Annotated in this window: 22 protein-coding genes and 4 pseudogenes; 11 read left to right on the top strand and 15 right to left on the bottom strand. The window is 44.0% G+C overall.

Translation table 11 applies throughout. The features are described from left to right. Positions 1-278: 278 nt before the first annotated feature. Positions 279-902, top strand: coding sequence for a 50S ribosomal protein L4 (gene rplD, locus KQI79_RS09005; RefSeq protein WP_216537896.1), 624 nt, complete (start codon positions 279-281; stop codon positions 900-902). Positions 903-1,103: 201 nt separating this feature from the next. Here the strand turns inward: rplD and KQI79_RS09000 are convergent, their stop codons facing one another. Beyond that, complete coding sequence (locus tag KQI79_RS09000; protein ID WP_216537895.1) at positions 1,104-3,083, bottom strand: elongation factor G; 1,980 nt, start codon at positions 3,081-3,083, stop codon at positions 1,104-1,106. 342 nt (positions 3,084-3,425) lie between these two features. After that, positions 3,426-4,880, bottom strand: a complete 1,455-nt coding sequence (locus KQI79_RS08995) for an MFS transporter (protein ID WP_253298027.1) — start codon at positions 4,878-4,880, stop codon at positions 3,426-3,428. A 403-nt stretch (positions 4,881-5,283) separates the two neighbouring features. On the opposite strand from KQI79_RS08995, the gene KQI79_RS08990 reads away from it, so the two are divergent. The 3 genes from KQI79_RS08990 to KQI79_RS28200 all read left to right on the top strand — a co-directional run bounded on the left by KQI79_RS08990 (position 5,284) and on the right by KQI79_RS28200 (position 7,881). Beyond that, positions 5,284-6,297, top strand: coding sequence for an AraC family transcriptional regulator (locus tag KQI79_RS08990; protein WP_253298026.1), 1,014 nt, complete (start codon positions 5,284-5,286; stop codon positions 6,295-6,297). 602 nt (positions 6,298-6,899) lie between these two features. Further along, positions 6,900-7,652, top strand: coding sequence for a ParA family protein (locus KQI79_RS08985; protein WP_216537892.1), 753 nt, complete (start codon positions 6,900-6,902; stop codon positions 7,650-7,652). Then, positions 7,537-7,881, top strand: a complete 345-nt coding sequence (locus KQI79_RS28200) for a ParB N-terminal domain-containing protein (protein WP_216537891.1) — start codon at positions 7,537-7,539, stop codon at positions 7,879-7,881. Before KQI79_RS08985 ends, KQI79_RS28200 begins: the two co-directional genes overlap by 116 nt. Positions 7,882-8,266: 385 nt before the next feature. Here the strand turns inward: KQI79_RS28200 and KQI79_RS08975 are convergent, their stop codons facing one another. From KQI79_RS08975 to KQI79_RS08965, 3 genes are all read right to left on the bottom strand, one after another. Next, a complete protein-coding gene (locus KQI79_RS08975; RefSeq protein ID WP_216537890.1) occupies positions 8,267-8,806 on the bottom strand; it encodes a PadR family transcriptional regulator in 540 nt (179 codons plus the stop codon). Next, on the bottom strand, positions 8,803-9,645 hold the full coding sequence (locus KQI79_RS08970; protein ID WP_216537889.1) for a sialate O-acetylesterase: 843 nt from the start codon (positions 9,643-9,645) through the stop codon (positions 8,803-8,805). Before KQI79_RS08970 ends, KQI79_RS08975 begins: the two co-directional genes overlap by 4 nt. Before the next feature lie 831 nt (positions 9,646-10,476). After that, positions 10,477-10,614 carry a hypothetical protein gene (locus KQI79_RS08965; protein WP_216537888.1) on the bottom strand — a complete coding sequence of 46 codons (138 nt, stop codon included), beginning with the start codon at positions 10,612-10,614 and terminating at the stop codon, positions 10,477-10,479. A gap of 20 nt (positions 10,615-10,634) precedes the next feature. Between KQI79_RS08965 and KQI79_RS08960 the strand changes: the two genes are divergently transcribed. Then, positions 10,635-10,868, top strand: a complete 234-nt coding sequence (locus KQI79_RS08960) for a hypothetical protein (RefSeq protein WP_216537887.1) — start codon at positions 10,635-10,637, stop codon at positions 10,866-10,868. Positions 10,869-10,965: 97 nt separating this feature from the next. Beyond that, entirely contained in the window at positions 10,966-11,919 is a 954-nt protein-coding gene (locus KQI79_RS27490) for a hypothetical protein (RefSeq protein ID WP_253298025.1), read from the top strand. Between the two features lie 667 nt (positions 11,920-12,586). Here KQI79_RS27490 and KQI79_RS08945 read toward each other — a convergent pair. The 6 genes and pseudogenes from KQI79_RS08945 to KQI79_RS08925 form a co-directional block, all read right to left on the bottom strand. Then, complete coding sequence (locus tag KQI79_RS08945; RefSeq protein WP_216537886.1) at positions 12,587-13,381, bottom strand: RIO2 family protein; 795 nt, start codon at positions 13,379-13,381, stop codon at positions 12,587-12,589. Between the two features lie 44 nt (positions 13,382-13,425). Continuing rightward, a pseudogene (locus KQI79_RS27485) lies at positions 13,426-13,832 on the bottom strand (IS1595 family transposase); the annotation flags it as partial. 113 nt (positions 13,833-13,945) lie between these two features. Then, positions 13,946-14,260: pseudogene (locus KQI79_RS08940) on the bottom strand (DUF4111 domain-containing protein); the annotation flags it as partial. Positions 14,261-14,582: 322 nt separating this feature from the next. After that, positions 14,583-15,644, bottom strand: a complete 1,062-nt coding sequence (locus KQI79_RS08935) for a sensor histidine kinase (protein WP_253298034.1) — start codon at positions 15,642-15,644, stop codon at positions 14,583-14,585. 12 nt (positions 15,645-15,656) lie between these two features. Then, complete coding sequence (locus KQI79_RS08930; protein ID WP_216537884.1) at positions 15,657-16,367, bottom strand: response regulator transcription factor; 711 nt, start codon at positions 16,365-16,367, stop codon at positions 15,657-15,659. 22 nt (positions 16,368-16,389) lie between these two features. Then, positions 16,390-17,004, bottom strand: a complete 615-nt coding sequence (locus tag KQI79_RS08925; RefSeq protein ID WP_216537883.1) for a DUF3995 domain-containing protein — start codon at positions 17,002-17,004, stop codon at positions 16,390-16,392. A 512-nt stretch (positions 17,005-17,516) separates the two neighbouring features. Between KQI79_RS08925 and KQI79_RS08920 the strand changes: the two genes are divergently transcribed. From KQI79_RS08920 to KQI79_RS08910, 3 genes are read left to right on the top strand one after another with little or no spacing between them, the layout of a single operon-like run. Beyond that, positions 17,517-18,152 (top strand): TetR/AcrR family transcriptional regulator, encoded by a 636-nt coding sequence (locus KQI79_RS08920; protein ID WP_216537882.1) that lies wholly within the window; start codon positions 17,517-17,519, stop codon positions 18,150-18,152. Beyond that, on the top strand, positions 18,153-18,587 hold the full coding sequence (locus KQI79_RS08915; protein WP_216537881.1) for a hypothetical protein: 435 nt from the start codon (positions 18,153-18,155) through the stop codon (positions 18,585-18,587). A gap of 13 nt (positions 18,588-18,600) precedes the next feature. Continuing rightward, positions 18,601-19,656, top strand: a complete 1,056-nt coding sequence (locus KQI79_RS08910; protein WP_216537880.1) for an acyltransferase family protein — start codon at positions 18,601-18,603, stop codon at positions 19,654-19,656. A gap of 130 nt (positions 19,657-19,786) precedes the next feature. On the opposite strand, the pseudogene KQI79_RS27480 reads toward KQI79_RS08910, so the two are convergent. From KQI79_RS27480 to KQI79_RS08890, 4 genes and pseudogenes are all read right to left on the bottom strand, one after another. Next, positions 19,787-20,041 (bottom strand): annotated as a pseudogene (locus KQI79_RS27480) (IS1595 family transposase); the annotation flags it as partial. Positions 20,042-20,272: 231 nt separating this feature from the next. Further along, a pseudogene (locus KQI79_RS08905) lies at positions 20,273-21,082 on the bottom strand (inositol monophosphatase family protein). 90 nt (positions 21,083-21,172) lie between these two features. Next, positions 21,173-21,478 carry a hypothetical protein gene (locus KQI79_RS08895; protein ID WP_216537877.1) on the bottom strand — a complete coding sequence of 102 codons (306 nt, stop codon included), beginning with the start codon at positions 21,476-21,478 and terminating at the stop codon, positions 21,173-21,175. A gap of 33 nt (positions 21,479-21,511) precedes the next feature. Further along, positions 21,512-22,372 (bottom strand): AraC family transcriptional regulator, encoded by an 861-nt coding sequence (locus tag KQI79_RS08890; RefSeq protein ID WP_216537876.1) that lies wholly within the window; start codon positions 22,370-22,372, stop codon positions 21,512-21,514. Positions 22,373-23,060: 688 nt separating this feature from the next. Here KQI79_RS08890 and KQI79_RS08885 point away from each other — a divergent pair. Together KQI79_RS08885 and KQI79_RS08880 are read left to right on the top strand one after the other, a co-directional pair. Continuing rightward, positions 23,061-23,324: a CD3324 family protein gene (locus KQI79_RS08885; protein ID WP_216537875.1), complete on the top strand. Its 264-nt coding sequence runs from the start codon at positions 23,061-23,063 to the stop codon at positions 23,322-23,324. A gap of 183 nt (positions 23,325-23,507) precedes the next feature. Beyond that, entirely contained in the window at positions 23,508-24,329 is an 822-nt protein-coding gene (locus tag KQI79_RS08880; RefSeq protein ID WP_216537874.1) for a nucleotidyltransferase domain-containing protein, read from the top strand. Positions 24,330-24,347 lie beyond the last annotated feature (18 nt).

Below are 24,347 nucleotides of genomic sequence, written 5' to 3'. Positions count from 1 at the left end.
CGGGATCATCTTTTTTTAAACTACCTTTAGGGAATTTTTCTTAAAGGTTATACCAGACATTACAGAACCATTTTGTATATAGTGTAAGTGATTTCTATCTGTTACCTTTATAACTAAGGGTTCTTCTAAAATGTCGCAGGACAAACGGAGGTTTTAATAATGGATGCTATTGTAAATATACTAAGAGCGTCAAACCAACTAGTTTTCTTATATAATGAAGCTTTTACTGTGATGTGGGTACCTATATCGTGAAAGTTTAGGATCTGGAGGAGAGAATATTGTTGAATGTCACTATTTTTAACATGGAAGGTATTGATGTCGGTCAAATGGAACTTGAAGAATCCATTTTCGGGATTATTCCCAATGAATCGGTTATGCATGATGCAGTTATAAATTATCTGGCAAATGTTCGCAGTGGAACACAATCTGCATTAACACGTGGTGAAGTTAGAGGCGGTGGCAGAAAACCGTATAAGCAGAATAAAATTGATAAATCTAGAGCAGGTTCGATTCGTATGCCGCATTGGCGTGGTGGAGGAGTTGTGTTTGCTCCTAAACCTCGTGACTACAGCTACAAACTCAATAAAAAGGTTAAGCGGCTTGCTATAAAATCTGCATTGTCTAGCAAAGTACAGAACAAAGAATTCATTGTCGTCGACGAGATCAAGTTAGAAAATTACAGGACAAAGTCTATCGTAGCTATGCTTAATGCTCTCGGGGCAGATAGAAAGGTACTAATAGTTACACCTTTGATAGATAACTTTGTTATTAAGAGCGCCAACAACATACCTGGTGTAGAAACCGTCGTAGCTGATTCCATTAATGTATACGATATTCTGAATTGTGATAAATTAATCATCGCTAAAGAAGCTGTCACTAAGATAACGGAAATGTACTCGTAATGAAGGCAACTACCACTGAGAAAAACATCAAACAGTAGCAGTTTTCTACTGATATCGTATGCAATCCTATAATCCTTTACCAACTGAGAACCGAATGCATAGTTCCAATGTTTTTGGAACTATGCATTCGGTTTTTTTTAATTTCGTAGCGTTTACTTTCAAAATATCATTGTCAAAGCCAGCCAAGATAGCTACATGGCCTCAATAAGCGTGAAGAACATGAAGTAAATATTCATTCCGATTTAACGGATTATAATCTGTTCGAGCTCTTGTCGGCACGCCGTCCTTCACCCTAACGGATCCGGCCGGTTCAACCATTATCAAACCTTCGCCCTGGGTGAAAGAATGCAAGCTTCTTTTAAAGCTCTCCGTTACGCTTACGGGAATGGTGCCTCTAATATGAGACATGCCGTTCTGCACATTCGTTTCATGAACCGCCGCCTGGACGGCGGATAGTTTGAATACCGCTTTGCTCATCATCGCTTCGGGCACCGTCAATTCGAATCTGTAAATAGGTTCGTAAACATCCGTACCCGCTTCCGCCAGCGCTTGCATAAGCACAAGGGGGACCAGCTTTCTAAAATCGCCTGCCGCCGATGCCGGGCTGAAATAACCGGTATGCGTCAACGTCACGACGATATCCGTGACCTCCCATCCATACAAGCCTTGTTTCAAAGTATGGAAGACCGTCTCTTCAATGGCTTTATGGAAGGCAAGCGGCAGCGAGCCCAATTCAACTTCCATGCCGTAGACGACTCCGCTTCCGGGCAGGCCTGGTTCGACCTTTAACCCTACTGTCGCATAAAAAGGATTACCCGCCTCCCATATGATCTCCACCGCCTGACCCGTTCCTTTCGGTTTCTCCAGGCAGATGGTTCTCGTCTCCGAAAAGCGGACGTCCACATCGTAATTCTCTTTTAATGCCGCTTCAATCACTTCTTTTTGCACTTCGCCGAAAATGCGGATATACAGATCTTGATGAAAATCATCTTTCACTACGTGAATCAACGGATCTTCCTCCGCCAGACTGATGAGCGCCCGGTACAACTGATGCGCCTTGCTTGGGTCCGCCGCTTCAATCCGTGTCTCCATCTGGGGAACGGCAAAGCTGAAGTGCTTGATCAGACTTGTCTGCTCACCGATGATATCTCCGACCCGAACGTCTTCCAATCCCCATACTTTAGCCAAATCCCCAGAGGTAATCTTAGAAGCTGGAACGGATTTTCCGTTCATCAGCGCATGAAGTTTTTTGATTTTGCTGATGCGCGTTGCGAATTCTCCCTGCTTGCTTTTCCGTTGCAACTTCACTTGTTCCCTTATGTTCAAGCAGCCTGAGAACAATCTGACATAAGCAATCTTTTCGCCGGACGCTCCTTTTTCGAGCTTAAACACGACCCCCGACAGCAACTGTCCTTCCGGCTGATCATTCACCGGAAACCAGCGCGCGACGCCTGCAAGCAAACCAGCAACGCCCACTCCCGTCACGGCAGACCCGAAGTATACCGGATGGACGTTCCCTTGCCTTACCTGATGCCTGAATGATGCTTCCACTTGTTCTTCCATCAGCGTTTCGCCGTTGACATATGACTCCAGCAATTGCTCGTCATAAGCTGCCACAAGCTCGATGCATTGTTCCACAAACGCAGGGTGCGTGTTCCAATCAAAACGGTTTTCAACAACGGACGCCTGCTTCGAGCCCGCATCATCAACCCGGCATAAGGAGATCACGTCCGGTGAAAGCTTTTCGCGGATCTGTTCGACCACCTGCTCGCCTTGAGCGCCAATCCGATCAATTTTGTTCACGAACAAAATCGCGGGAATCCCCATTTTCTTCAAGACGGAAGACAGTATTTTGGTCTGCGCCTGAACCCCTTCCACGGCAGACACAACCAGAATAACGCCATCCAATACGCTGAGGGACCGCTCTACTTCGGCGATAAAATCCGCATGGCCCGGCGTATCGATCAAATTCACCTTCAAACCATCAAGATTAAAGGAAACGGCGGAGGCTTTGATCGTGATGCCTCTTTTCTGTTCCAACTCCATGGCATCCATCTGCGTGTTTCCTTGATCTACCCGTCCCAACTCGTCGATGACATTCGTATCAAACAAAATACGTTCAGCCAGACTTGTCTTTCCGGCGTCTACATGCGCCAGAATCCCTATATTCATAATATCCATTTATTAAAATCCTCTTTTCTTTGTTCATGTTATGCTCCTTTCGAATGTGGTTGAGTTGCCGCATTCCTATCACTCCAATCAAATATATTATCCCCAGTATATATGGGTTTGAAGTTATTTTTCAATAACGTAACGCCATTTACCGGCTACTCGTACGTATCTCAAATCGCTGACGACAACAGCGTATGGTTCTTCTTGATCAAACTCGCGTTGTAGCTCATTCTTTATTGGAGCTTCATTAGAATTGCTCTTCGGAACCCTCCATCTCAATTACCATTTCCTTTGTTTCAGCACTAGAAGGATAAGGAGGCCAGTGGTATTGCCTCGTTAGCTTTCGGTCCTTTATTCTTTCCGATCACGCAGGAAACAAAGGCAAACAAATGCAGCCAGAGCAAATACTCCGCATACGGCTAAAGAGACAGAAAACGCCCTCGCATAGTCCGACAAGACAGCACGTCCCAAAGTCTGTCCCAGTGAAGCGGAAAACAAAATACTGATCAACGCTACTCCCAGTGAATTGGACAAATACATAAACGTATTAAACAAACCTGAACCTGTACCTGCATCCTTCAACGGAACCGTGCCCAGTACGACTCGAGTGAGAGGCGTTGTGACCAGACCAAGCCCCAAACCATATACAAGCAAAAGCACAATGTATTGAATACTCAACAGATGTACCGCATCAATACGAAGCAACACAATGAATAAGAAAAAACATATTCCTGTTGCCAAAGCCCCTATTCTCGGCACAATCATCCCCCATCTGCTAATAATTCGTGATGACAGTAGAGAAGTCAGGAAAACACCGCCGCCCAGAGGCAGAAAAGCGAGACTCGTCCCTTGTGCATCAAATTGCAGGCCGAACTGCAAATAATAAGTTAAGAGGAAAAAGAAGGAGAACATGCTGAGGTAAGTCAAAACAACTGAAGTCATCCCCACCCCGAATAAACGCTGTTTGAAAATGGTTAAATCAATAAGCGGGGCCCCATCCGCTTTTTGTTTGCGAATCTCGAATGCGATAAAGGCAAGCAGCAGTAGAAGCGATAGGATCAGACAACCCCATATCCAAAGCGGCCAACCCTGTTTTTGCCCCTCAGATAATGGATAAACAAGCAGAAACAAACCGCCCATGATTAAAAAGGTACCGGTCCAATCGATTCTTTGCGCCCGCCCGCCGCTCGACTCCGGCAGAAGCGGCAAGCACAGAAGAACAAGAATACCGAAGGGAACATTGAAAAAAAATACGGTCCGCCAGCCAAGATCAAACACGTTCCAATTGACCAGAATTCCTCCCAGGATGAGACCAAATGCGAACCCGAATCCCATCAATGCGCCGTAAATACTGAATACAAGGCCTTTTTCCCGCGGGAGAAAATTAACCTGCATCATGGATAACACCTGAGGTTGAATAAGTGCCGCGGTGAGCCCTTGTACAATCCGAATGACAATCAGCTGAGTTGGATTCGAAGTCAATCCACCTAGCATTGCCATAATCGTAAAGCCGATCACCCCGATAAGCAGCAGCCGTTTTCTGCCGTATATATCGCCCAGTTTCCCGCTGACAATGAGTGCTACAGCCAGACTGAGAGAAAAGCCAGCGACGATCAGCTGGGCGTCGGAAAAACTGGCGTTCAGACTTTTCTGTATAGACGGAAGCGAGACCTGAATCATATAGGTGTTCAATGAATTAAGTAATATAGGGAGCAGAATAACCGCCAGCGCATACCAACGGCGCGGATCAGCCTGCAGCTCAAGTTTTTCGTCTGCTAGTAATGAAGTCGAGTGATGATTTGTCAATTGTATTTCCTCCTCAAATGCTAGAGTTACAGGGTTTGTTGGCATATGATTTTATTGCATCCTTCTTATCCAAACAACTAATCCTTGTTTCGGTTCGATGATTTTGTAGATCCTTTGATAAGGTAAAATTGCCGTATACGTTCAGGCCAATCATTCCGGCAAATATTATTATCTTTCACATTGATTTTTTTCTCTACCTGTTGAGGGAGACCTACTCCTTATTAAGGGAGAAAAAACTTGAAGCAATGTAGCTTGCACCGATCTTATCGGATGATTCGGATTTGTTAAATTTTCAAGCAATCGGCTGTGAACAACCGCATCACCATTGACGCGACGCGGTTGAAAATAAATCATGGGATACGGTAGAATTCATTTATATGAATGTCAAGAGGTGACATTAACGATGATTTTACATTTAACCACGATTCATGAATTATTTGATCAATTTACGAGAATGGTAGAGGGGCAGGTTCAGCAAACCAATTGGGAACAGAGGCTTACCATTCCTTCTCATATAGGTAAGGGATACGTGACAAGGACGCGAATTCGTCCGGGTATGGAGATCATGATAACGGATATCACATTCGAAGAAGATATGAAACTTCAGCTTCAGGAATCCTGCCAGTTGTTTGAATTGAGTTATTGCGTAAGTGGAGAAATGAATTATGAATGGAACGGTAAGAGAAGCCTTATAAGTTCAAAAACAGGAAATGTTACATTTCTGGAAGATGTTCGGGTCTACGAAGAGAAAAAAGCTGGCATCCGAAATCAGTTGCTGGAAATCAGGTTCACCCCGGACGAGCTTTTGTATTATGCAGGAGATTTGACAGAGAAACAAAAAATGGAAACCTGGCTTAGACACTATCGTGGAAAAATTGATCGTTACCCAGAAACTCCAGCCATCCAAAGATGTGTTTCCGACATGATCCATTGCACACATCTAGGAACGATGAAACGGCTATATATGGAAAGCAAAGCGCTTGAATTTATCGCATTGTTTGGCGAATCGGACGAATACGGTTCTGTTGGCGGAAGCATGCCACTTCGCCGTGATGATATTGCCAAATTGCAGCAAACCCGGGAGTTAGTGCAGTATCATTTCGAAAATCCATTATCTATCCGGGAGTTAGCCAAGCGGGTTGGAATGAATGAATACAAGCTAAAAAAAGGATTCCGTGAATTGTTTGGCATGACGATCTTTGAGCTTGTGCGTCAAAAAAAGATGGAGAAGGCCCTTTTGTATATGGAAGCAGCACAGTTGAACATCGGTGAAATCGCTGCTTCGGTTGGTTATAGTAACGCCAGCAATTTCACGACGGCCTTTCGCAAGCAGTATGGCTGCAATCCAAGCGAATATGTAAAACGAATCAACCAACTGGATGTGGAGCGAAACAGGTTATTGAATGGTATGAACTAGCAGAAAGCTTCAAGGAAGCAGGACTATCATTCGGAAAACGAACGATATGTCTGCATGGCTTGAAGCTTTTTTGATCCCATCTTAGATAAGACTGATCAAGAAATTGCAGACCAGTTCGGTGTGAGCAGACAAGCTATATCCCATATATTCACCATTGTTAAACGACGGTAACATTTATGCTCATCTTGACTACAGCTCAAAGATTTCGTCAGCTCAAATCATGAGCAACACATTTCAAATCCCAAGAATACAAAAAGCTCCTGAATCGTCGCAAGGACAAATCCAAGAGCTCGTTCAGGTGGTGCGGTCGAGAGGATTCGAACCTCCACGGGGGTTAGCCCACACGGACCTGAATCTTCTACGTCATTGTAACACAAGCGGAATCTAAGTCAAGGATGAGGAATTTAGAACCCGTCAAAAGCCTTGTAAAATCAAGGTTTTTGACGGGTTTTTTGTTGAAACTCAAGCACCGTAAGGCATTCCGAAATGAGGCGAAAAAGTCGCAGAATTTGGACGTTTGCGAGAAGAGAACGATTCAAGAACCCAACCCCTCCCTACCATTGACAATTAAAGCGAAGCTTTGACTCCAGGGAGGGTTTCTAATGAAAACAACCCAAGCTACGACGATTACGATTGCCAATCAAAAAGGCGGTACAGGCAAAACCACTACCGCCTACAACCTTGCTCATGCCTTATCCTATGAAGGAAAAAAAGTGTTGCTGGTTGATTTTGATCCGCAAGGCAATCTAACTCTGTGCTTCGGCATCGAACAGCCGGATAAACTATCCATTAGCATGTGCACCCTTCTGGATTCCATCATGACCGAAAAGCCGCTTCCAGCGGAAGAGGAGTTCCTTCATTCTCAAGGCAATATCGCCCTCATTCCAAGCAACATCGAACTGTCCGTATCGGAAATTAAGCTTCGGGATGAAATGGGCAGCGAGAAAACGCTCGCCGCGTTGCTGGAACCAATGAAGGAAAACTACGACTTTATTCTAATTGACACCAATCCATCATTGGGCCTCTTAACTATAAATGCACTTGCGGCCAGCGATAGTGTGCTCATTCCGGTTAATCCGCAACTATGGTCCGCCACCGGTTTAACGCAACTACTCAATATCATCGTTAAAGTCAAGAAGCGGATTAATCCCCGTATCAATATTGAAGGAATCCTGATGACTATGTGCGATATCCGAACCAACCTGTATAAAGAAGCCTACCACCTGATTCAGGATCATTATGGGGAGATCATTCGCATATTCGATTCTCAAATCCCGATGTCGGTCAAAGTCGGAGAAGCCAACTTTTATAGCCAGAGCTTGCTCAGCTATCATCCAATATATTCCGATAAATAAAATCGGATTTTTCAAAGATCACCCATTTCGCTTATACGACGGCGAACGGCTTACGGATATGGCAAACAGCATCGAAAGCAACGGTGTACTAGTACCCGTCATCGTTAGAAAAATCGAGACGGATGTAAATGGTTGCGACTTCGAAATGCTGGCCGGGCATAACCGAATGAACGCAGCTCAACTGATCGGCTTGGAACAATTACCATATAAAGGAAAATCTCACCGATGAAGAAGCGCTCATGTATGTGGTTGAGACGAATGTACTGCAGCGCTCCTTTAGCGAAATGCTTCCATCTGAAAAAGCCAAGGTGCTGTCTCTTCGTTATTCGAAAGATGTTCTCGCAAGGCAAGCGAAATGACATTATTATGGAGCTTCAAAAACTTGAGAAACAGCATCAAAACGAGGAAATTCTTATTGCTAAAAAGGAGACTCCAGTTGTTCGACCTGAACAGATTGCTGACGGCGATAAAGTTACCGGAGCGATTCAAACATACTCCGGGTCGTTCTGGATTCTGTGCTCGATCTCAAGCCTCAAACGCTTGGTTTGGACTGTATCGATCTGAGCTTGTACGTCCAAACGTTCGCGCTTACACCAAAGCTTCTTTTTTTTTTATTATGCAATATGTCCCTCTATTTCTGCTCTCAATTGTTCAAACCACTCTAAGTTAACCAAGTGATGGGAACGGGAATTTTCGTTCATTCGGCGGTAGTAATCGATTGTGCCGGGAAGTTCTTGTGTGTTGGACAGGTATTCATCAAGGAGGGCGATTCGGGTTTTAGTCTGGTCTATTTGCGATTGGATCAGTTCCAGCAATTTGTTTTTGTCGAATTCATCAGCAAAGAGCAGCGCCCCATAAAATTGCAGGTTCACATATTCCGATTTGGTGCCGTATTTGACCATTAATTTTTCGAATTCAGCCATTCCCGATTCGGTGATTTTAAAGTTCCGAGTTTCGCGCCCACTGGTTGAAGAATTCTGCTGAATCTGTTCAATCCAACCTTTTTCTTCAAGTTGCTGCAGATTGTAATAAAACGAGCCTTTTGTGAAATTTACAATGTATTTGTAATGGCGTTTTTCCATTAAGGCCAGCAGTTCATAGCCGTGAGCGCCGGGGTTTTGGATGAGCAAGCCAAGGATGAGTAAGGGAATCAAGGCTGCATCACCTTCGCCATCAGCGCCTCGAATTCTGCGTACGTGATTTTATCCGAAGCCAAATCCATGCTATGAAGGTAAATCTGTTCTGTTTTCGAATAGTTTCGCTTCACTTTCAGCGACTGCTCCTCCCCAGGGATGGGTTCCATGACATGACACTTTTTCGAAAAAGCCTCGAAATAGCGGTAGCCGAATTTGCGTTGCGAAACAGCGTCTAAATGAATGCCATCAGGATTCGCGGTCAAATCTGCCGCTGTTACAAAATAACAATTTCGCTGTTCATTGGCGAAACGCTGTAATTGTTCATTGACCTGTCGATACTCTGTCGCGTGCTGTCCAAAACCGGTCATCCCAAGGAAATCACCAAGTCCGCCAATGATCAAAGGTACCTCATTAAGATTCAATTCGTTTCTTAGGATCTCGATGATAAGGGTTAATTTCTCGTAATATGTTTCATGTAGTGAACCATAACTATCGCTCTCACCCTGGTGCCAAAGGATTCCTTGGATTTGACTGGACCGCAGGGCAAAGCGGGCTTCGGACAAAGCATGCTGAAAAAGGATGCCTTCCGGATGCCAGTCATCCAAGGAACTGCCGCCTTCCGCACAAGGAATCAAACCAATTTCTTCATCGGGATTGGCTTTCGACCAGGCATCGGCAAAAGACGCCGCCAGGCTTACACCGGAAACCGGACGGTCGTAATTAATCGGCTCTGTCATCATCTGCCACTGTCCATTGCGCAGCATTTTTATTTTTTCATTATAGATAGGATCGACTTCATGCAAAAATCCTCGACCCGCCATATTCGACTGCCCCAACATTAAGAATGACTTTATCATTTACTCTTCATTCCTTTTCATCACTATTATGGTCTAATTAGACTTGAAAATATTATACAGTCTAATTAGACTATGGTCAATGGAATTATATTAAGAGGGCTGAATACTTCATCTAACACCATATTCACGCTTCGGGGCATCCGGCAAGGTCCTTTACACAGGCGTAAACCTTGGACTTGGTTGTGTTAATCCGCAAGCTATTTGCCGTATTGCAACGGGAAAAGTGATATTAGACCTTGGTAGCGGCGGTGGATTCGATTGTTTCCTCGCTTCCAATCAGGTTGGAGATCCTGGTATGGAGTTAGTGTCGATATGACACCGGAGATGGTTAGCGGCGGTCGTAAGAATGTAAACAGAGGTTTTTGAGGTAGCATTCCGTGTCTCGCAAAGCGGCGGTCGTTTGACCATTTCCGATGTTGTTCAACAAGAGATCGGTTGAACAAGTTCAAATGATGAAGTACGAATTCGAGACAAACTAACATGTCTGCCCTTTAGTAGGGTAACGGCGGTCTTAAGAGCATACCGCCGTTACTCAATAGTACAGATTATGCTAAAAGAACCGGCGGTAAAGTTCTCGTCGGCGTTCTCCGCGCAGCTGGGCGTATTTTTGAGTGGCTGATGCTTTTTCATGTCCTAACATGCCTTGAATGAAATCTAAAGGTGCTCCATTATCAAGGAGCTGGCACGTTACTAGCATCTTGATCTACAAGGTATAGGCTTTTAATGTATTCGGGCAGTGATTCTAAATTAGCAGGGTAGCCAATCCCGTTATCTAAAATTACGACGATGGACGTTCACTGCGAACATTCGACACGGTTCCCTCCGGCCGCTCTATTTTTTCAATCCTTTAACGATAAGTTGTATTCCAAATTCAAAAGCATTTTCTGCCTCGTTCTCAATCGTATTCATGACATCGGAAGTTAAAGTATCCATATCTGCATCGCGTTGAGACTCTTTAACCTTCTCCATAGGTCGCTCCTGAGGTTAAAATGTACGGTCAAGCCCTGCTGGATATCCCTTGTATCAAAATCATGATGGGAACCGATGGAAAAAATCTGCAAGAGACTCGGGAATTGTATAACCTGACAGAAGCGGAAGAAGAATTGCTAGCCGCGAAAAAGCGCGAACATGCATTGCTCATGGTCGGTTCCAAACGAATGCATGTCCACTTTGAAATTCCCGAGTACAAGTTCGGCTATATGGGAACGGCGGGAGGACGATAATTGATGAACAAAAAGAGCAGCTCATTGAGCTTTTTTTCTATATTACCATCGTGATTGTAGGCGCGATCCTACTGCTAATGAAAGAAGGATGGCCATCATGATTCTGTATCTGACCAGTAATGCAAACGTCAATTTACTGGATCAAGTAGAAATAGAGAAGGAACTACCCGTCAAAAAACTTGTCGGCCAGTTCTCGCTCCTCCCCTTTGTCGTGAAGGATATGCGGCATTTTAGCCATGTTCGATACGTTGTTATTGATCGGAAAGCGGTGCTTGAATCTGATGAAGAAATGATCCAAGCGCTATTATCGTTCCAAACCATGTATGATATTAGGATCATTGTCATTGCCGAAGGGCTGCCGGAGAGCAGCCCCTTTCTGCATCAATTAATCCAGGCCAGAATCACGAACGTTGTAACAGCAGAGAGCATTGAACTGATGCTGGAAGAAATCAAGGAGTGCTTATCCGAGCAAGGTATGCAGCGGTTTATTCCGTCCATTCCCTCGCCGAGGATGGAACAAGTCAATCCTTCCTTGCAGGCCGATAAAGAAAAGTATCAGTTTACTTGTAACAACATCCGTATTGCCATTGCAGGAAGTGACCGTCGAACAGGTGTTACCACAACTGCAATGAACCTGATTTTCTGGATTCAGGAGCGCGGAGGAACCGCTTGTTATGTAGAAGCCAATACCAGCAAGCATTTGTCTCATATTATCCATCTGTTTGACCCGGATAAATCCGGGAATGCTTATGTGATGGGAAATGTAGATTTTTACTTAACCCAAGAATTCAATCAGGATTACAACTTTATCGTGATTGATTATGAACTGCCTATATTTTATAGGGCATTGGAGCGTTGTAAACACTTGCCTGTCCATTCCATAGGAATGTTTGTTCCTGAGAATTTAAAACCTTATTTGCGCCAAATGACGAACCAGAACATTATCTTTGGGGATAGCTCCCATGATCTTTTTGACTCTAATGTGAACAATCAAGTGCATCAACAAATACTTAAGGAATATATAAGCAAATCCTTCGTTTCGTCAACTTAGTATAGTTAAATCGCCTTTCATTTAGCCTACCAAGCCAATTGAAGGGCGATTAAAATTAATGATAATACCGATTGAGTTCGAAACGACGAACAGCTAAAATGAATTCCAGAATCAATTGTTGCTTGCAATCTTCGTTGAGTCTCCCATTTTGTCACGAATACTTGTTGATTAGCGGCTCATATCGTTGAATCAGCTCAGCCTCAGCTTGTCTGTCACCCTTCTGAGATATAGGTGGGATCGGATCTTGCCTTCGTATCGATCGGCAGTTGTATTCACATACATGGATTTATCGCCGGAATTCTGGAGACTTTCCAACAATTCTTCTGTAATCCCTAGTGGAATTCCCGCCGGCCATTCCATGCGCGTCATTTCGTAATTAGTTCGGGCCAGGACTGCAATGATGGTTACCCGCTTCCCCATCTCGAAGCAGAGCAGAATACATCAATTGGTTGGTATCGTCTTTTTTCGTCCGCAATTTTTGAAATCCTTTCTGGACTGGCGTCTATTTCGTCGATTGGGACAGAAAGAACTGATCGAGACGTTACAGAGACGGCTCTTTTCTATAGGCTATGTTAAATTCTAATGTTGATATTTGACCATAAGAAAACCACCTTGTTGAAAAGGCGGTTTTCTAAGCTATCGTACCTGTCCCCTCAATTAATAAACTCTACTTGATATACTCAATTATGGGTTTGAATGCCTCATACTCTTTCGAAAATTTATCAAAATTACCTTTTGAAAAAATTGCAGAAACCGTTAAACGGAAAATTATAGCTCGTATTATCATTTCTCTATACAGTTTATCATTTGGTAGCAGGTCTATCTCAGAAACCTTGCTTCCTTGCCATGCTATACAATCACAAACTAAAATGGCTTCTGCATATTCTACTGGGGCAATTGTAGGGGAAAAATCAATTACTAGAGGACTCATAGCCTCGTCAAAAAGAATATTGCCCGACAAATCGCCATGAACAATCTGCATATTATATTGCTCTTTTAGGCTTACCATTCTAAGTATAGGAATAATAATTTCTTGCGTCTCTCTTGGCAAGGCCCTTGACAATTCATCTATTTGCCATGCTACACGATGACCCTTTGACCAAGGATTTTCAGTATAAGGGAAGTCATGAAAATTAATTGAAGATAAATCTCGGTGAAATAACCTCGATACATGAAGTTTTTCTTCTATTCGGCCTTTCGTATCCTTACCCATTTCATACTGAGTGCAAGCCCATCCTCTATACACAAAAGCACCGTATTTACTTTTAATAGGCTTAGATAACCTATAGCCCTGAGGATTTAAATTGTAAATAATATTAAGTAACCATTCACAATGATTTATGTCATCCACAGGCTTTAATACAGCATTACTAACTCTTACTGCTGTATTCTGCCCACCAGTCAATGGAATAATATCCCCACAAAGATTAAATGAATTTAATATTTCGTTAGATAGCCCCATTTCATCACCTCCTAACATACATTTTCTCAAAACGCTCTAATATTTCAATGTATCACTTGAAGTATCCTGCCAGTTAGCTTAACAAGAATAAGCAGAAAACCGAAGCTTGTGTTCGTGTCGGTGACAGTAAACAGGCACGATTTGACCAACATATTTTTCTTATTCGATGAGGTATTCTCATATTCCTTGCTGTCTATATAACGGAACCAAGCCAAATAATGTTGCAAATATTTGGTTGCAACACCATTGAAGCGGTCCATCCATTTCTTCAAGCGGCTATGATAGCTGTTTACGTTTTGGATGTGGTACACGCCTTTGACACGTTGTTTTCCGTCGGACTTAAATCGGTAATGAGCCAAGCCTTTGCTTTCGTATAGGAGCTGAATGCCCGCCAGGAATCCGTACAAAGCACGTTTGAGTCCGATAGATGACCACCAATCGCCTCATCTAAAACAAAGCAAAACCCACCATCCGTTAGTTATTGCTCAATTTTCTAATTATCGCACCCATTTGTTTAATCACAATCTCTTCTTATTTTTACATGTTTTTAAGTTCAAAGCATGTTCAGATGCTATAGTAAGACTCTATACATTTTTTCATATGATTAACGAGTGCTTTTACTTCGCTGTCCAGTCCTTCCCACTTATCAACATACTCTCCGCGATAGGCTTTTCTTGCTAGGTTGAGTAAAGTCGCATGCTCTTTTGGCAACTGAGGTATAGCCCATTCTGCAGCTATATCTTTTGATGAGATTTCACCAACAGCTACTGTCAGCCACATTCGTGCAAGGGTTAAAATTACGTTTCGTTCGTCGCCCTTGATGCTCTCAATTAATCCTGGCAACGATTCTATAATCGCCCTTCGAATATGTGTCATCGGCCCTGATTTGCCAAGAACCTTACGATTCCAGCCTCATGAGGTAAGGTTTTCCCTTACCTACAGCACGATAACGTGTGCCATTCCGTTTGAGCCTACTCATCGAACCAAATCTCGATTCGACTTTCGATCAAAAGCTCCGAGACGACATCATACAAAGGGATTATGGCAAAGGTTTCAGCGTTTCCTTTGCTCTCTGGACATAAGAGCCTTCGTATTTTTTCTCTTCATCGCAATTTATTATGGCTTTTATGATAGCACAGAGCCTACGATTTTTCATGATTAATTGCAGTATACTGCCAGTTTGTTTAGCCTCAATTTCACTCTAACGTTGCGCCACTTGCAGCCTGATCGAAAGTGTCGTCCCTTCGTTCGGTCTGCTGCTGACAGTAAAATTTCCGCCGTTTGCTTCAATGAATTTCTTGGCAATGATGAGTCCCAAGCCTGAATGTTCCGCAGATGTTCTATCTGCATCGCCTTGAACAAGTGTCTCGCTGAATCCGACCCCGTTATCTTCAATCCGGATCTCCGCCGTCCGATCATGGGACTGCGAAATACGAACCGCAATCTCGGTCTCTTCGGGATTATGGACGACGGCATTAACGAGCAAATTACGGATAGCGCGTGTCATCAGCTTCGGGTCGCAGGTTACCTTAATCCGACATGGTTCCGGATCCATCACAAAGAAATAATTTGTCGCCCAAGGTGCGCTGCTGACATCCGCCATCGTTCTCCGCACAAGTTCGACGATATCTGCCTCCTCGGCTTTTAGAGGGATCTGCCCATACATCGTTTCATTAAGATCCTGCACCAGTTCTTGCAGATGAGCCGCTTTTTGCTGAATGATAGACAGGAATTCTCTCTGTTCCGCCGCACTCCACTGATATTCCGAATTGATCAACATGGCGGAATACCCGGATATGTAGGTTAACGGCGTTTTTAAATCATGCGATATCCCTCGAGTCCATTCTTGTTTTATTTGTTCCGACTCTTGGAGCGCCCTCTCGTTTGTTCGAAGCGTGTTTGCAAGCATCCCTAAATGCTCGAACAATTCCTTGTAGACTGCATACGGTAACTTTAGTGTTCCTTTTTTGCGAGAGTGGATCTCGTTCCAGCGCTGGGGAGCATCATATTGTCCGTTTGCCAGGTGTCTGATCCAAACCATCATGAAATAAACCGGCTTCCCCAGATACCACCCGATTAGAAGCAAGGTCAGAAGAAAAAGCAGGGCGCACAAGGTCACCACAATAATTCCGTAATGACCCGAACTATTTCCGGTTAACAAAAATTGCGGCCAAAACAACCAGGCCAATACGATCACGATGGTTTGAATGCAAACTAACAGGACAAAGAAAACTGTCAAGAGTTGCAGCGCTATGCGAATCATAAAATTCACGGACTAACCTCCTGAGGGTGGAACGAACTTATATCCGATTCCTCGAAGTGTAACGATCAGTTGAGGACGGGAAAGATCCACCTCCAACTTCTTTCGGAGTCTGGAAATGTGGATCACGACCGTTTTCTCATCCCCTTGCACCATGTTGCCCCACACTTGTTCATATAGTTGCTGAGCGGTGAATACACGGTTCGGATGTTTGCAAAAATAAAGCAAAAGCTCAAGTTCCTTGGCCGGACAAGGCGTATCCACATTGCCTACGATAAGCTGTCCCGTAGAACGGTTAACGGTAAACGTATCGTATCGATACAATTCCTCCGAGCATACGACCTCGGAGGTATACAAGGCGCTCCGTCTCAAATGAGCTTGAATCCGTGCGACAACTTCGAGCGGATTGAACGGTTTCGTTACATAATCGTCTCCACCCAGGAACAGCCCCTGCAACTTATCCATATCGCTAGAACGGGCGGTTAGAAAAAGAATTGGGGTTGTAACGGTTTTGCGCAGCTCCGTGCACAAAGTAAATCCATCCATATCCGGAAGCATGACATCCAGAATGATCATGTCGAAGCGTGTTGTCCGTACAGCCATGATCGCCTCGGCGGCGGAGCCGGCTTTTGTAATTCGGGTATATCCCTCTTTACGAAAAAGATTCTCAAGCATAATCAGAATACCTACCTCGTCGTCGACCAACAACAACGATTCATTCCGCATGCCGCCCCCCTCCCGTCTCTGATTAAAATTTAAGGATATCGAATATAATGGCGATAACAAATAGCGCCGTGATAAGGATAACGAAGCATATATAAAGGATACCACATCGCTGCAGGAATGGACGCAACATTTGAAAATCATAGGCATAATTCCACGCCGCCAGACTTGCCAAAATCCCCATGACAATAAACCACGGCTCGTAAAACAGAAGATCCCAAACAATTAATCCATGGATATCAATCACACTCCAACCAGGGAAATGGATTGTAATGGCACCTGCCATATGGAGAATTTTGGTGATGACCCCGCTGACTCCATGGGCAGTCACGAAGGCGCTGCCTATGAGCGTGGGGACCAAAAAGAGAAGAGGATGGATGCTTCTTCCGCCGATCAAGGGAACCCAGTGCGGTACGGTCTTCCCCCATGGCTTAACGAGTCCTAACAAGAAGAAGCCGGCAAGCATGACCGCCACGCCGGCGATATAGCTTGCCATTTGAAAACCTTCGGGGTTGGCAAGTTTGCCCGGTAAACCGATGGTTCCGCCCGCAGCTTGATAAAATCGGACTATAACCGCATACATAACAGCCAAAAGACACCCTACATAACCGGGCCAAACAGATTTGTTGATCTTGCTCATTTCCAAACTACCTCCTTCATTTTCAATCAGTTACTGAAGAGGATCGTTCCGCCCCTGCCCCCGGCACGAGCAACATCTAACGCGGAATCATGCGTCCCCTCCATCACGATTGTTCTCCTTAATTTTATGAAATGCAGGTAAACAGAAGGTAAACGGACGATCAACTTCATCCTAACTTTGCACGAAGCAGTTCAGTTGAGCTTGGGCTTCTTGTACAGAGCCTGCTCGCATTTGATATGCGGATCAGCATTAAGAAAGCACTTTAGTAACCTTACCTCCTGGCGCAACGTATCGGAAAAATGCCCATTCGGTTTGAGAAACTTTTACTCTAATATCATTTCTACATATCCTTCTGTTCCGTTCACCCTAATTCTTTGCCAGAGCAAAGGCTCCAATTTTTTGAATTTAGCATCCTAGACTTTAGACGGGTTGCAAGACGTTATCTCGGATGCTATTAATACTCCAAAAGCGAATTTAATATTCACTTTTAGAAACAGTCGAGGATGATGATCATGCAAGTGTTGAAAGATGAAATTCGCAACAAAATACGTTTGGCAGCTTTGAAGGAGTTCAAAAAGGAGGGTTATACGAAGACTTCGATGCAAAAGATTGCCGTGACGGCCGGGGTCGCGATTGGAAATATTTATCGTTATTACAAAAACAAAGATGAATTGTTCGATGAGCTTGTGCAGCCTGTCTATGAACGGTACGAAGCAAACATGGCCGAAATGAGGCACAAATTAAACCTCAGCTATGTGAAGGATACCCATGACGTAATGAAGCATTTCAGCAATATCGAAGCGACGCTGATCGAGTTGTTCAAGACGTTCACCGCGGAAATGTCCATTATTTTTATCCGCAGTGAAGGGACCAAATACAGTCATGTGAAGACCGATCTGATCGAGCTTGCGTTCTCCGTTGTAGAAAGCATGATTTTAAAAGCCAGGAGAAGCGAAACGTTGACCGAATATGAAGCGGCTGTGGCAAAGATGTTTTCCTCCTCGCTAATAGAAGGGATGTGTCTGATTCTTCGGGACAGTGAGGAAGGAGATTCGTTCAACAAACTGATGGATCAATTGCTCGGCATGTACTCCAATGGACTTCATTCAATAATCAAAAATATGGAATCGGAATACGGGGAACGGTGAATGAAAACTTACAGGAAAATCATCGCGGCAATCGGGCTTGTTGCAATAGCTACTGCTTTATTTGTAGGCTGGAGGTACCTGACTTTGTTATTGAGCGCGAGTCGTTCTATGGTATCCGGGATAGACACTCTTCGTATCAACGTCGAAAATGCGGATATATATATTGAATCCACAGAAGGTTTGGGAGATAAGGCTGAGGTTGAAACCATAGCGGAAAGCGGAAGCAGCCGTCTCGTCTTTAGCGACAAGCTGGAACAGATCAACGCCAATTCTTCCAGTACATCCGGAGCGATCGACTATGAGTTCCACAATGATATTAAGCTCAATCTCAAATCAAGCGGAAAGCTAATAAGCAGAATTGATAGCAATACGGCATCACCGAATACAATTGACATGCAGTCCGAATCGGGCCGGATGTCTGTCTCCAGAAAGTGAGGCGTTCTGTTACGTGCGCAAAGATTATATCGATTGGTTGAGGAATATCGGCATTTTGTATTTGTTTCCCTACCATACAGCCAGAATTTTTGATGATATCAATCCGTTTTATATAAAACATGAACCGTATATTATGGCCAGCCTTCTCGTTCATTCCTCTTTCTGGTTCATGCCGCTGCTGTTTCTACTGGCCGGTATGTCGAGCCTTTATGCGCTTCGGAGAAGAACGGCGTCCGTCTTTGTGAAAGAGCGCTTTCTTCGGTTACTTGTTCCGTTCATTATCGGTGTTTTGGTCATCGTGCCCCCTCAAGGGTATTATGCGAGAAGGTTCCATCTGAACGAACAAGAAGGTTACGGAACCTTCCTTATTCATTATTTCACTGATCTATCTGATTGGTCCGAATATGCTGGCGGCATTTCGCCGGCCCATCTGTGGTTTATCTTATTCCTATTCCTTATCTCCCTCGGCCTGCTGCCGCTCATGCGGCTCTTACTGAACAAGGAGTACTCGCCGAAGTGGATGAACCATCCGATCGGCGTACTCTGGCCATTTATAGGCCTTGCCTTGCTATCCTCTTTGCCGGACATAAGCGGCAAAAACATTTTTCTGTATGCGGGATATTTTTTCTTAGGTTTTCTGCTTGCAACCCGAGATGCGATCATCGACACCATCTCGCATTATCGAAAATATTATTTGGCGGCCGCGTTTTGCGGAGCGTTCGTTCTCCTGGTCGAGATTTATACCGTCGGAATGCAAACTAGCTTTATTTGTACTCTGCTCCATTCACTGATTTATTGGGTAGCTTTGCTTGCCATTCTCGGGTTTGGCAGAAAGCATTTGAATAAAAAATCGAAAATGATGGTCTATTTTACCCCCGCTGGTTTTCCGGTCTATATTTTGCATCAAACCTACCTGGTGATGATCGGATACTATATTCTTAAGGGAGTCCCGAATGATTTCATTGCTTATTTGCTGATCCTGTTTCTGTCGTTGGCCGCAAGTGTAGCCACCTATGAGCTTGTTCGCCGAGTAAAGCCGATCCGCTTTTTGTTTGGCCTTAAGGCTTAGGGATGCAACCAGTTATTGTATGGTTATGGCAGACAATGATAATTACAAAAATTCCCCAAAATACGTTGGAAATTTTGTATAATTATGTTGGAAGGTTTATATCATTGCTCTTTTATGATTTCTACATATCCGAATCCGTGCAAAGCACGTTTGAACTCGACAGGTGGGTTCCAATGGCTTCATCCAGCTTCTTTATACGGATGCGCCCACGTCCAAGAACGCCCGAGAATGTCATCTTCTGACGGTCTCGGGCAACCAGTATACAGACTAGGTCGTTGCTGATACCACGATGCTTCGCGTTGCCGCCGCGCTTGCGCGGCTTACGTTCGGCAGTATTCCGCCTGCCCTTTCCAAATGACGTGAATTCATCTAAGAATTTTATTCCTGAAAGCACTTGTAGGGTGCCGATCTAAATACGAATAGAATAAAACAATAGAACAGGTTATCTACCTTCAGCATTATAATTTTGTTTTATTACAATTCCTTATGATGAGGTCCTCCTTAAAATCAATAACGGAAAGTATAAAGGCCGGGCTCTTTAGAGGTGGCCAATATGTCATAACTTAAAACCCATCCACTTACGTAAGTAAGATTTCTCACTAGCAGCTAGTTCTAATCAATTTCTTGAACGCAGTAAAGTGAGAAGCTCATCAAATATGCCAGGATTCGCACAAACAATTTCTTCTCCGTATAATTCAGATGGGATTTCTGCAGGGACAGCTCCGACGTGGCCGGTAATTGCTCCAGCTTCACGGGCAATGAGACCTGCTGCTGCGACATCCCACGGAGCTAAACTTTCTGTATGCGCGTCCAGGCGGCCGGATGCTACATAACAGATATCTATTGTAGGAGCAGCATAACGGCGGATGTCTCTACAGTGGGTGGCTAAGAGATTCACTCTTGCAATCGCTGGGTACACTTTTTCTTTATCGTGGGGGAATCCGGTGCCAATTACTGCTTCCGATAAGGTTTCAAAACAATGAACATGAACTTGTTCGCCATTACAACGAGAACCTCCTCCTCGAATACCTACATAGGTTACTCCAAAGTCTGGCGCATGCACAGCCCCTGCCCATACAACGCCATCTACGGCAATGGCCAGGGAGATAGCAAAATAGGGAAGATTACGTGAATAGTTTACCGTACCATCCAACGGGTCAATAATTCAAAGGGGACCTTCAAAGATATTTTTAGCCCATACTCCATCGGTGGTTTCTTCAGAGAGAATACCATGTTTAGGGTAAGAACTAGCAATTGCTTCACGAATTATCTGATCAGAGGCAAGGTCTGCTGAGGTTACAGGTTCTCCTGCGTTTTTATATGCTACCTCTATGCGAGACTCTCTCCGTATTTCGATAATTTTTTTTCCGGCTATGCGAACAACCTTGTCCGCGAAGGTTGCCCATTCAAGTGCCTGATCTTTCATTTATTAATCCCTCCCTTTATTATTCTGTCGATCTCTTTCGCGAAAATGAGCAATTAGTTCAATGAACTCTTAGTTTAGGAACAGGAAAAATCAACGGTAAGATAGGATATATTCGCCCTCTCGCGTCATTTGTTTCTCCTTTATCGGGATACTAGCAATCCTCTGTAATGATTTCTTCTGTCCCAGAGCAGACAGGCTTCTAATATAGCCACCCCTATGGCTAAAGAACGGTAAGGTTCCTCCGATCAGTTGCATGCCAAACGGGCTGCTTGTGGCGAATTCGATGACCGCCGTCTGGGGCGAGCGCTCACCCAACATCATCGCGATTGAATTCGTATAGCAGTAAGGACCTGAGCCGATGTAGGGGAAGTGAAGAGCGGTCTTCCAAGTTGTCATAGTCTGATACAACCTCCTTTTACAGATTTCTTTTTACATGACCGGTATCCAAATCTCAGCGTAATGATCAGGGGCTGCCGGATGATGATCCGGATAGAACTCAAGCTCTACAGGACCGGCTTGGGTGTAGCCGACGGACGGAAACCATTCTCCGTATATTTGTTTCCACGTTCTTCGGAAAGCGTACGGCAGTGGTCCGGTCACCCCAAATACAGCCCACCGGAAGGAAGGGACTTCGATCCTCTTAAGATCTTCCGGCGGGGGCCCGACATATTCCGCAGCCACCCAATAGTCCATCATAAGTCCGGCATCCCGTTCGGGATCAGTTATGCCGATACCCAAGACACCTGTGAGTTTGCCATTGTTCAACTGGAACAGCCTGTCGCATAAACCGCTGGCGTTCACTTCGTCCCATAGCGCGGGAATCCGCTCCTCACTTGCGCCGTTCTCCAACGAAATTTTTCGCCAGATGCCTACCGCTTGAAACGCTTCTCTCTCCACCATACGGACATTGAGCGGCTCGGTACCTCCTACATTCACCTGGATCGTAAGACGGTTGTAAGCGACCAGCGTGCCACGCGCTTTCGCTTCGCTCGGGGGCAGTCCGTGCTGCCTGCGAAAAGCTTTGGCGAACGCTTCGGGCGAGTCATAACCGTATTTGGCAGCTAGATCGACGATTTTAATATTGGCTCTCAACAATTCGTAAGCAGCCAGTGTAAGCCGTCGTCGCCGGATATATTCGCCCACCGTAACACCGGTCATTACAGCGAATGTCCGCTGGAAATGAAACGGCGACATCTTCGCTTGTTTTGCGATCTGTTCAACAGTTACAGGCTCCATTAAACGGCTTTCGATAAAATCGATCGCCATCTGCAAAGACTCGATCCCTTTCACAAGAATCCCCCCTGTGCTTAGCATACCAGGCTTCTAGAAGAAAATCCTGTCCGGTTATGCCCGGTTTGGACAGATTTTCGCCAATCTCAATGTCCTGCGCTCCGTTCCCCGAATCCCAGTTTGGCGATTTTCCATAAAAGCATTCCCGCTAATAAAGAAAGAGATATTAGAAGCAAAAAATGAGCATTCTAGATTCGTTAGGAACACACTCGGATCAAAAGATGGATGGGGAATACGATAATCGTTTATGTTCCTCTTGCGGGGCCTTCCGAGGTAAGGGCAGCAGTAACAAGGTCGTAAGTGATGAAAGTGCAAATACGGTTCCTGTCCTGCACCAATTTGACCGAAGCCCGCACCCGCTCGACAAGCCCCTCTCCGTACGTAATCGGGATGGCTCCGAGCAAACGCAAGTAGTCGTGGTTACTCTCGCATTATCGTGTGTAAAGAGAGTTGATTATGATATTTCTCTTACATGGATTCCGTAAGCCATTTTTTCGTTTGTAATGTTATAATGTATTCAGTTCCGGATCATACCTCACGATTGAAAGGAGGGATATTATGCTTGTAGAAGGCCAAGTTTGGCTCCATGCAAAGCCAGTAATTAGCGATGCTTGCATGGAGTAATAATAATCGCTAACAGTTACACTGGCTTTGCTACTTGATTTTTATAATCAAGGAGGAAGCCTGTATGAAATATGTAAATGCAAAAGCAATTCTTCCCGACGCATTACTTAAAGAGTTGCAAGACTATATCCAAGGAGGATATATCTATGTCCCTTCTAGTCATAAGCAGCGAAAACGTTGGGGAGAATTATCCGGTTATCGGATAGAATTACACCAAAGAAATTGTAAGATATTACAAGAATATAACAATGGATTTACTATTGAATATCTTGCTAATAAATATTGTCTATCCGTTTATACTATTCGGAAAATTATTTATCAAAAGTAATGGCAGGGGGTTGCAGAGATGCAACCCCTTATTTTATACAAAATACCACCGAAGTGTTTAGTATATTGAAATGAAAAAATACGACAAGTATCATTTAAAAGAGGCTCTCGTAATCGTATAATTAAAATTTTCTCGCTTATACCTGAGAATAATATGGTTTTTATCAGTGGAGGTGGATCAGCTATGGTGGAGCATATAATAAAAAGAGTCGCAACTAAACTGCAAGAATGTCCATTCGTAAAAGGCATTGCTTTAGGGGGTTCAAGAGCTACAGGGACGGCAACAGAAACTTCCGATATTGATATCGGGATCTACTACGAAAGACCGATTGATTTTGATCAATTGAACAATATAGCAAAACAGTTAGACGATACCCATAGAGAAAACTTGATATGTCGTGAGGGAGAATGGGGAAACTGGGTGAACGGCGGCGGGTGGCTCATCATAGACGGATATCACGTGGATTTTATACTGCGCGACATGGAGAGAGTGAAAGAATGTGTTGCTCAAACAGACAGAGGGGTAATATCTTCTCATTATCAGCCGGGACATCCTCATGCGTATATAAATGTTATGTATCGTGGAGAATTGGCGTACGGCAAAATTCTTTATGCAAGAGATCACGATATTACAGAGTTAAAAAGCCAAGCGGAAATTTATCCAGACAGTTTAAAAGAGGCCCTCATTTCTTTTTTTCTGTTCGAAACTAAATTTTCCTGTTCGCTTGCAAAAAACTATTCAAGGGATAAAGATCTATATTATATAATTGGACACTTATTCCGATCTATATCTGCATTAAATCAAGTCTTATTTGCTGCAAACGATATTTACTGTTTGAATGAAAAAAAGGCGACTTTACGAATTGGCAGTTTTACGATAGCTCCGATAGATTATCGCAACCGAGTAAATGAAATTTTCTATTTGGCATCTGAGGATATTATAATGTCCATCTACAAATTGGAACAATTATGTAATGAGGTTGAAAAAATGGTTAATGGTAAATAATCTTTCGTAAAGGGTGCG

Origin of the sequence: Paenibacillus sp. MSJ-34 (genome assembly GCF_018918005.1) — a bacterium.
Taxonomy (GTDB): domain Bacteria; phylum Bacillota; class Bacilli; order Paenibacillales; family Paenibacillaceae; genus MSJ-34.
This window is presented reverse-complemented; position numbering and strand designations above follow the sequence as displayed.

Bases quoted from the DNA above. Each gene is read 5' to 3' on its own strand.
- KQI79_RS08885 (WP_216537875.1), top strand. From the start codon at position 23,061: ATGAAATATGTAAATGCAAAAGCAATTCTTCCCGACGCATTACTTAAA.
- KQI79_RS08970 (WP_216537889.1), bottom strand. From the start codon at position 9,645: ATGATAAAGTCATTCTTAATGTTGGGGCAGTCGAATATGGCGGGTCGA.
- KQI79_RS08915 (WP_216537881.1), top strand. From the start codon at position 18,153: ATGAAAACTTACAGGAAAATCATCGCGGCAATCGGGCTTGTTGCAATA.
- KQI79_RS08880 (WP_216537874.1), top strand. From the start codon at position 23,508: ATGGTGGAGCATATAATAAAAAGAGTCGCAACTAAACTGCAAGAATGT.
- KQI79_RS08920 (WP_216537882.1), top strand. From the start codon at position 17,517: ATGCAAGTGTTGAAAGATGAAATTCGCAACAAAATACGTTTGGCAGCT.
- KQI79_RS08895 (WP_216537877.1), bottom strand. From the start codon at position 21,478: ATGACAACTTGGAAGACCGCTCTTCACTTCCCCTACATCGGCTCAGGT.
- KQI79_RS08990 (WP_253298026.1), top strand. From the start codon at position 5,284: ATGATTTTACATTTAACCACGATTCATGAATTATTTGATCAATTTACG.
- KQI79_RS27490 (WP_253298025.1), top strand. From the start codon at position 10,966: ATGATTCTGTATCTGACCAGTAATGCAAACGTCAATTTACTGGATCAA.
- KQI79_RS08960 (WP_216537887.1), top strand. From the start codon at position 10,635: ATGTACGGTCAAGCCCTGCTGGATATCCCTTGTATCAAAATCATGATG.
- KQI79_RS08935 (WP_253298034.1), bottom strand. From the start codon at position 15,644: ATGATTCGCATAGCGCTGCAACTCTTGACAGTTTTCTTTGTCCTGTTA.
- KQI79_RS08945 (WP_216537886.1), bottom strand. From the start codon at position 13,381: ATGGGGCTATCTAACGAAATATTAAATTCATTTAATCTTTGTGGGGAT.
- KQI79_RS08930 (WP_216537884.1), bottom strand. From the start codon at position 16,367: ATGCGGAATGAATCGTTGTTGTTGGTCGACGACGAGGTAGGTATTCTG.
- KQI79_RS09000 (WP_216537895.1), bottom strand. From the start codon at position 3,083: ATGGATATTATGAATATAGGGATTCTGGCGCATGTAGACGCCGGAAAG.
- KQI79_RS08985 (WP_216537892.1), top strand. From the start codon at position 6,900: ATGAAAACAACCCAAGCTACGACGATTACGATTGCCAATCAAAAAGGC.
- KQI79_RS28200 (WP_216537891.1), top strand. From the start codon at position 7,537: ATGGGGAGATCATTCGCATATTCGATTCTCAAATCCCGATGTCGGTCA.
- KQI79_RS08965 (WP_216537888.1), bottom strand. From the start codon at position 10,614: ATGGAGAAGGTTAAAGAGTCTCAACGCGATGCAGATATGGATACTTTA.
- KQI79_RS08925 (WP_216537883.1), bottom strand. From the start codon at position 17,004: ATGAGCAAGATCAACAAATCTGTTTGGCCCGGTTATGTAGGGTGTCTT.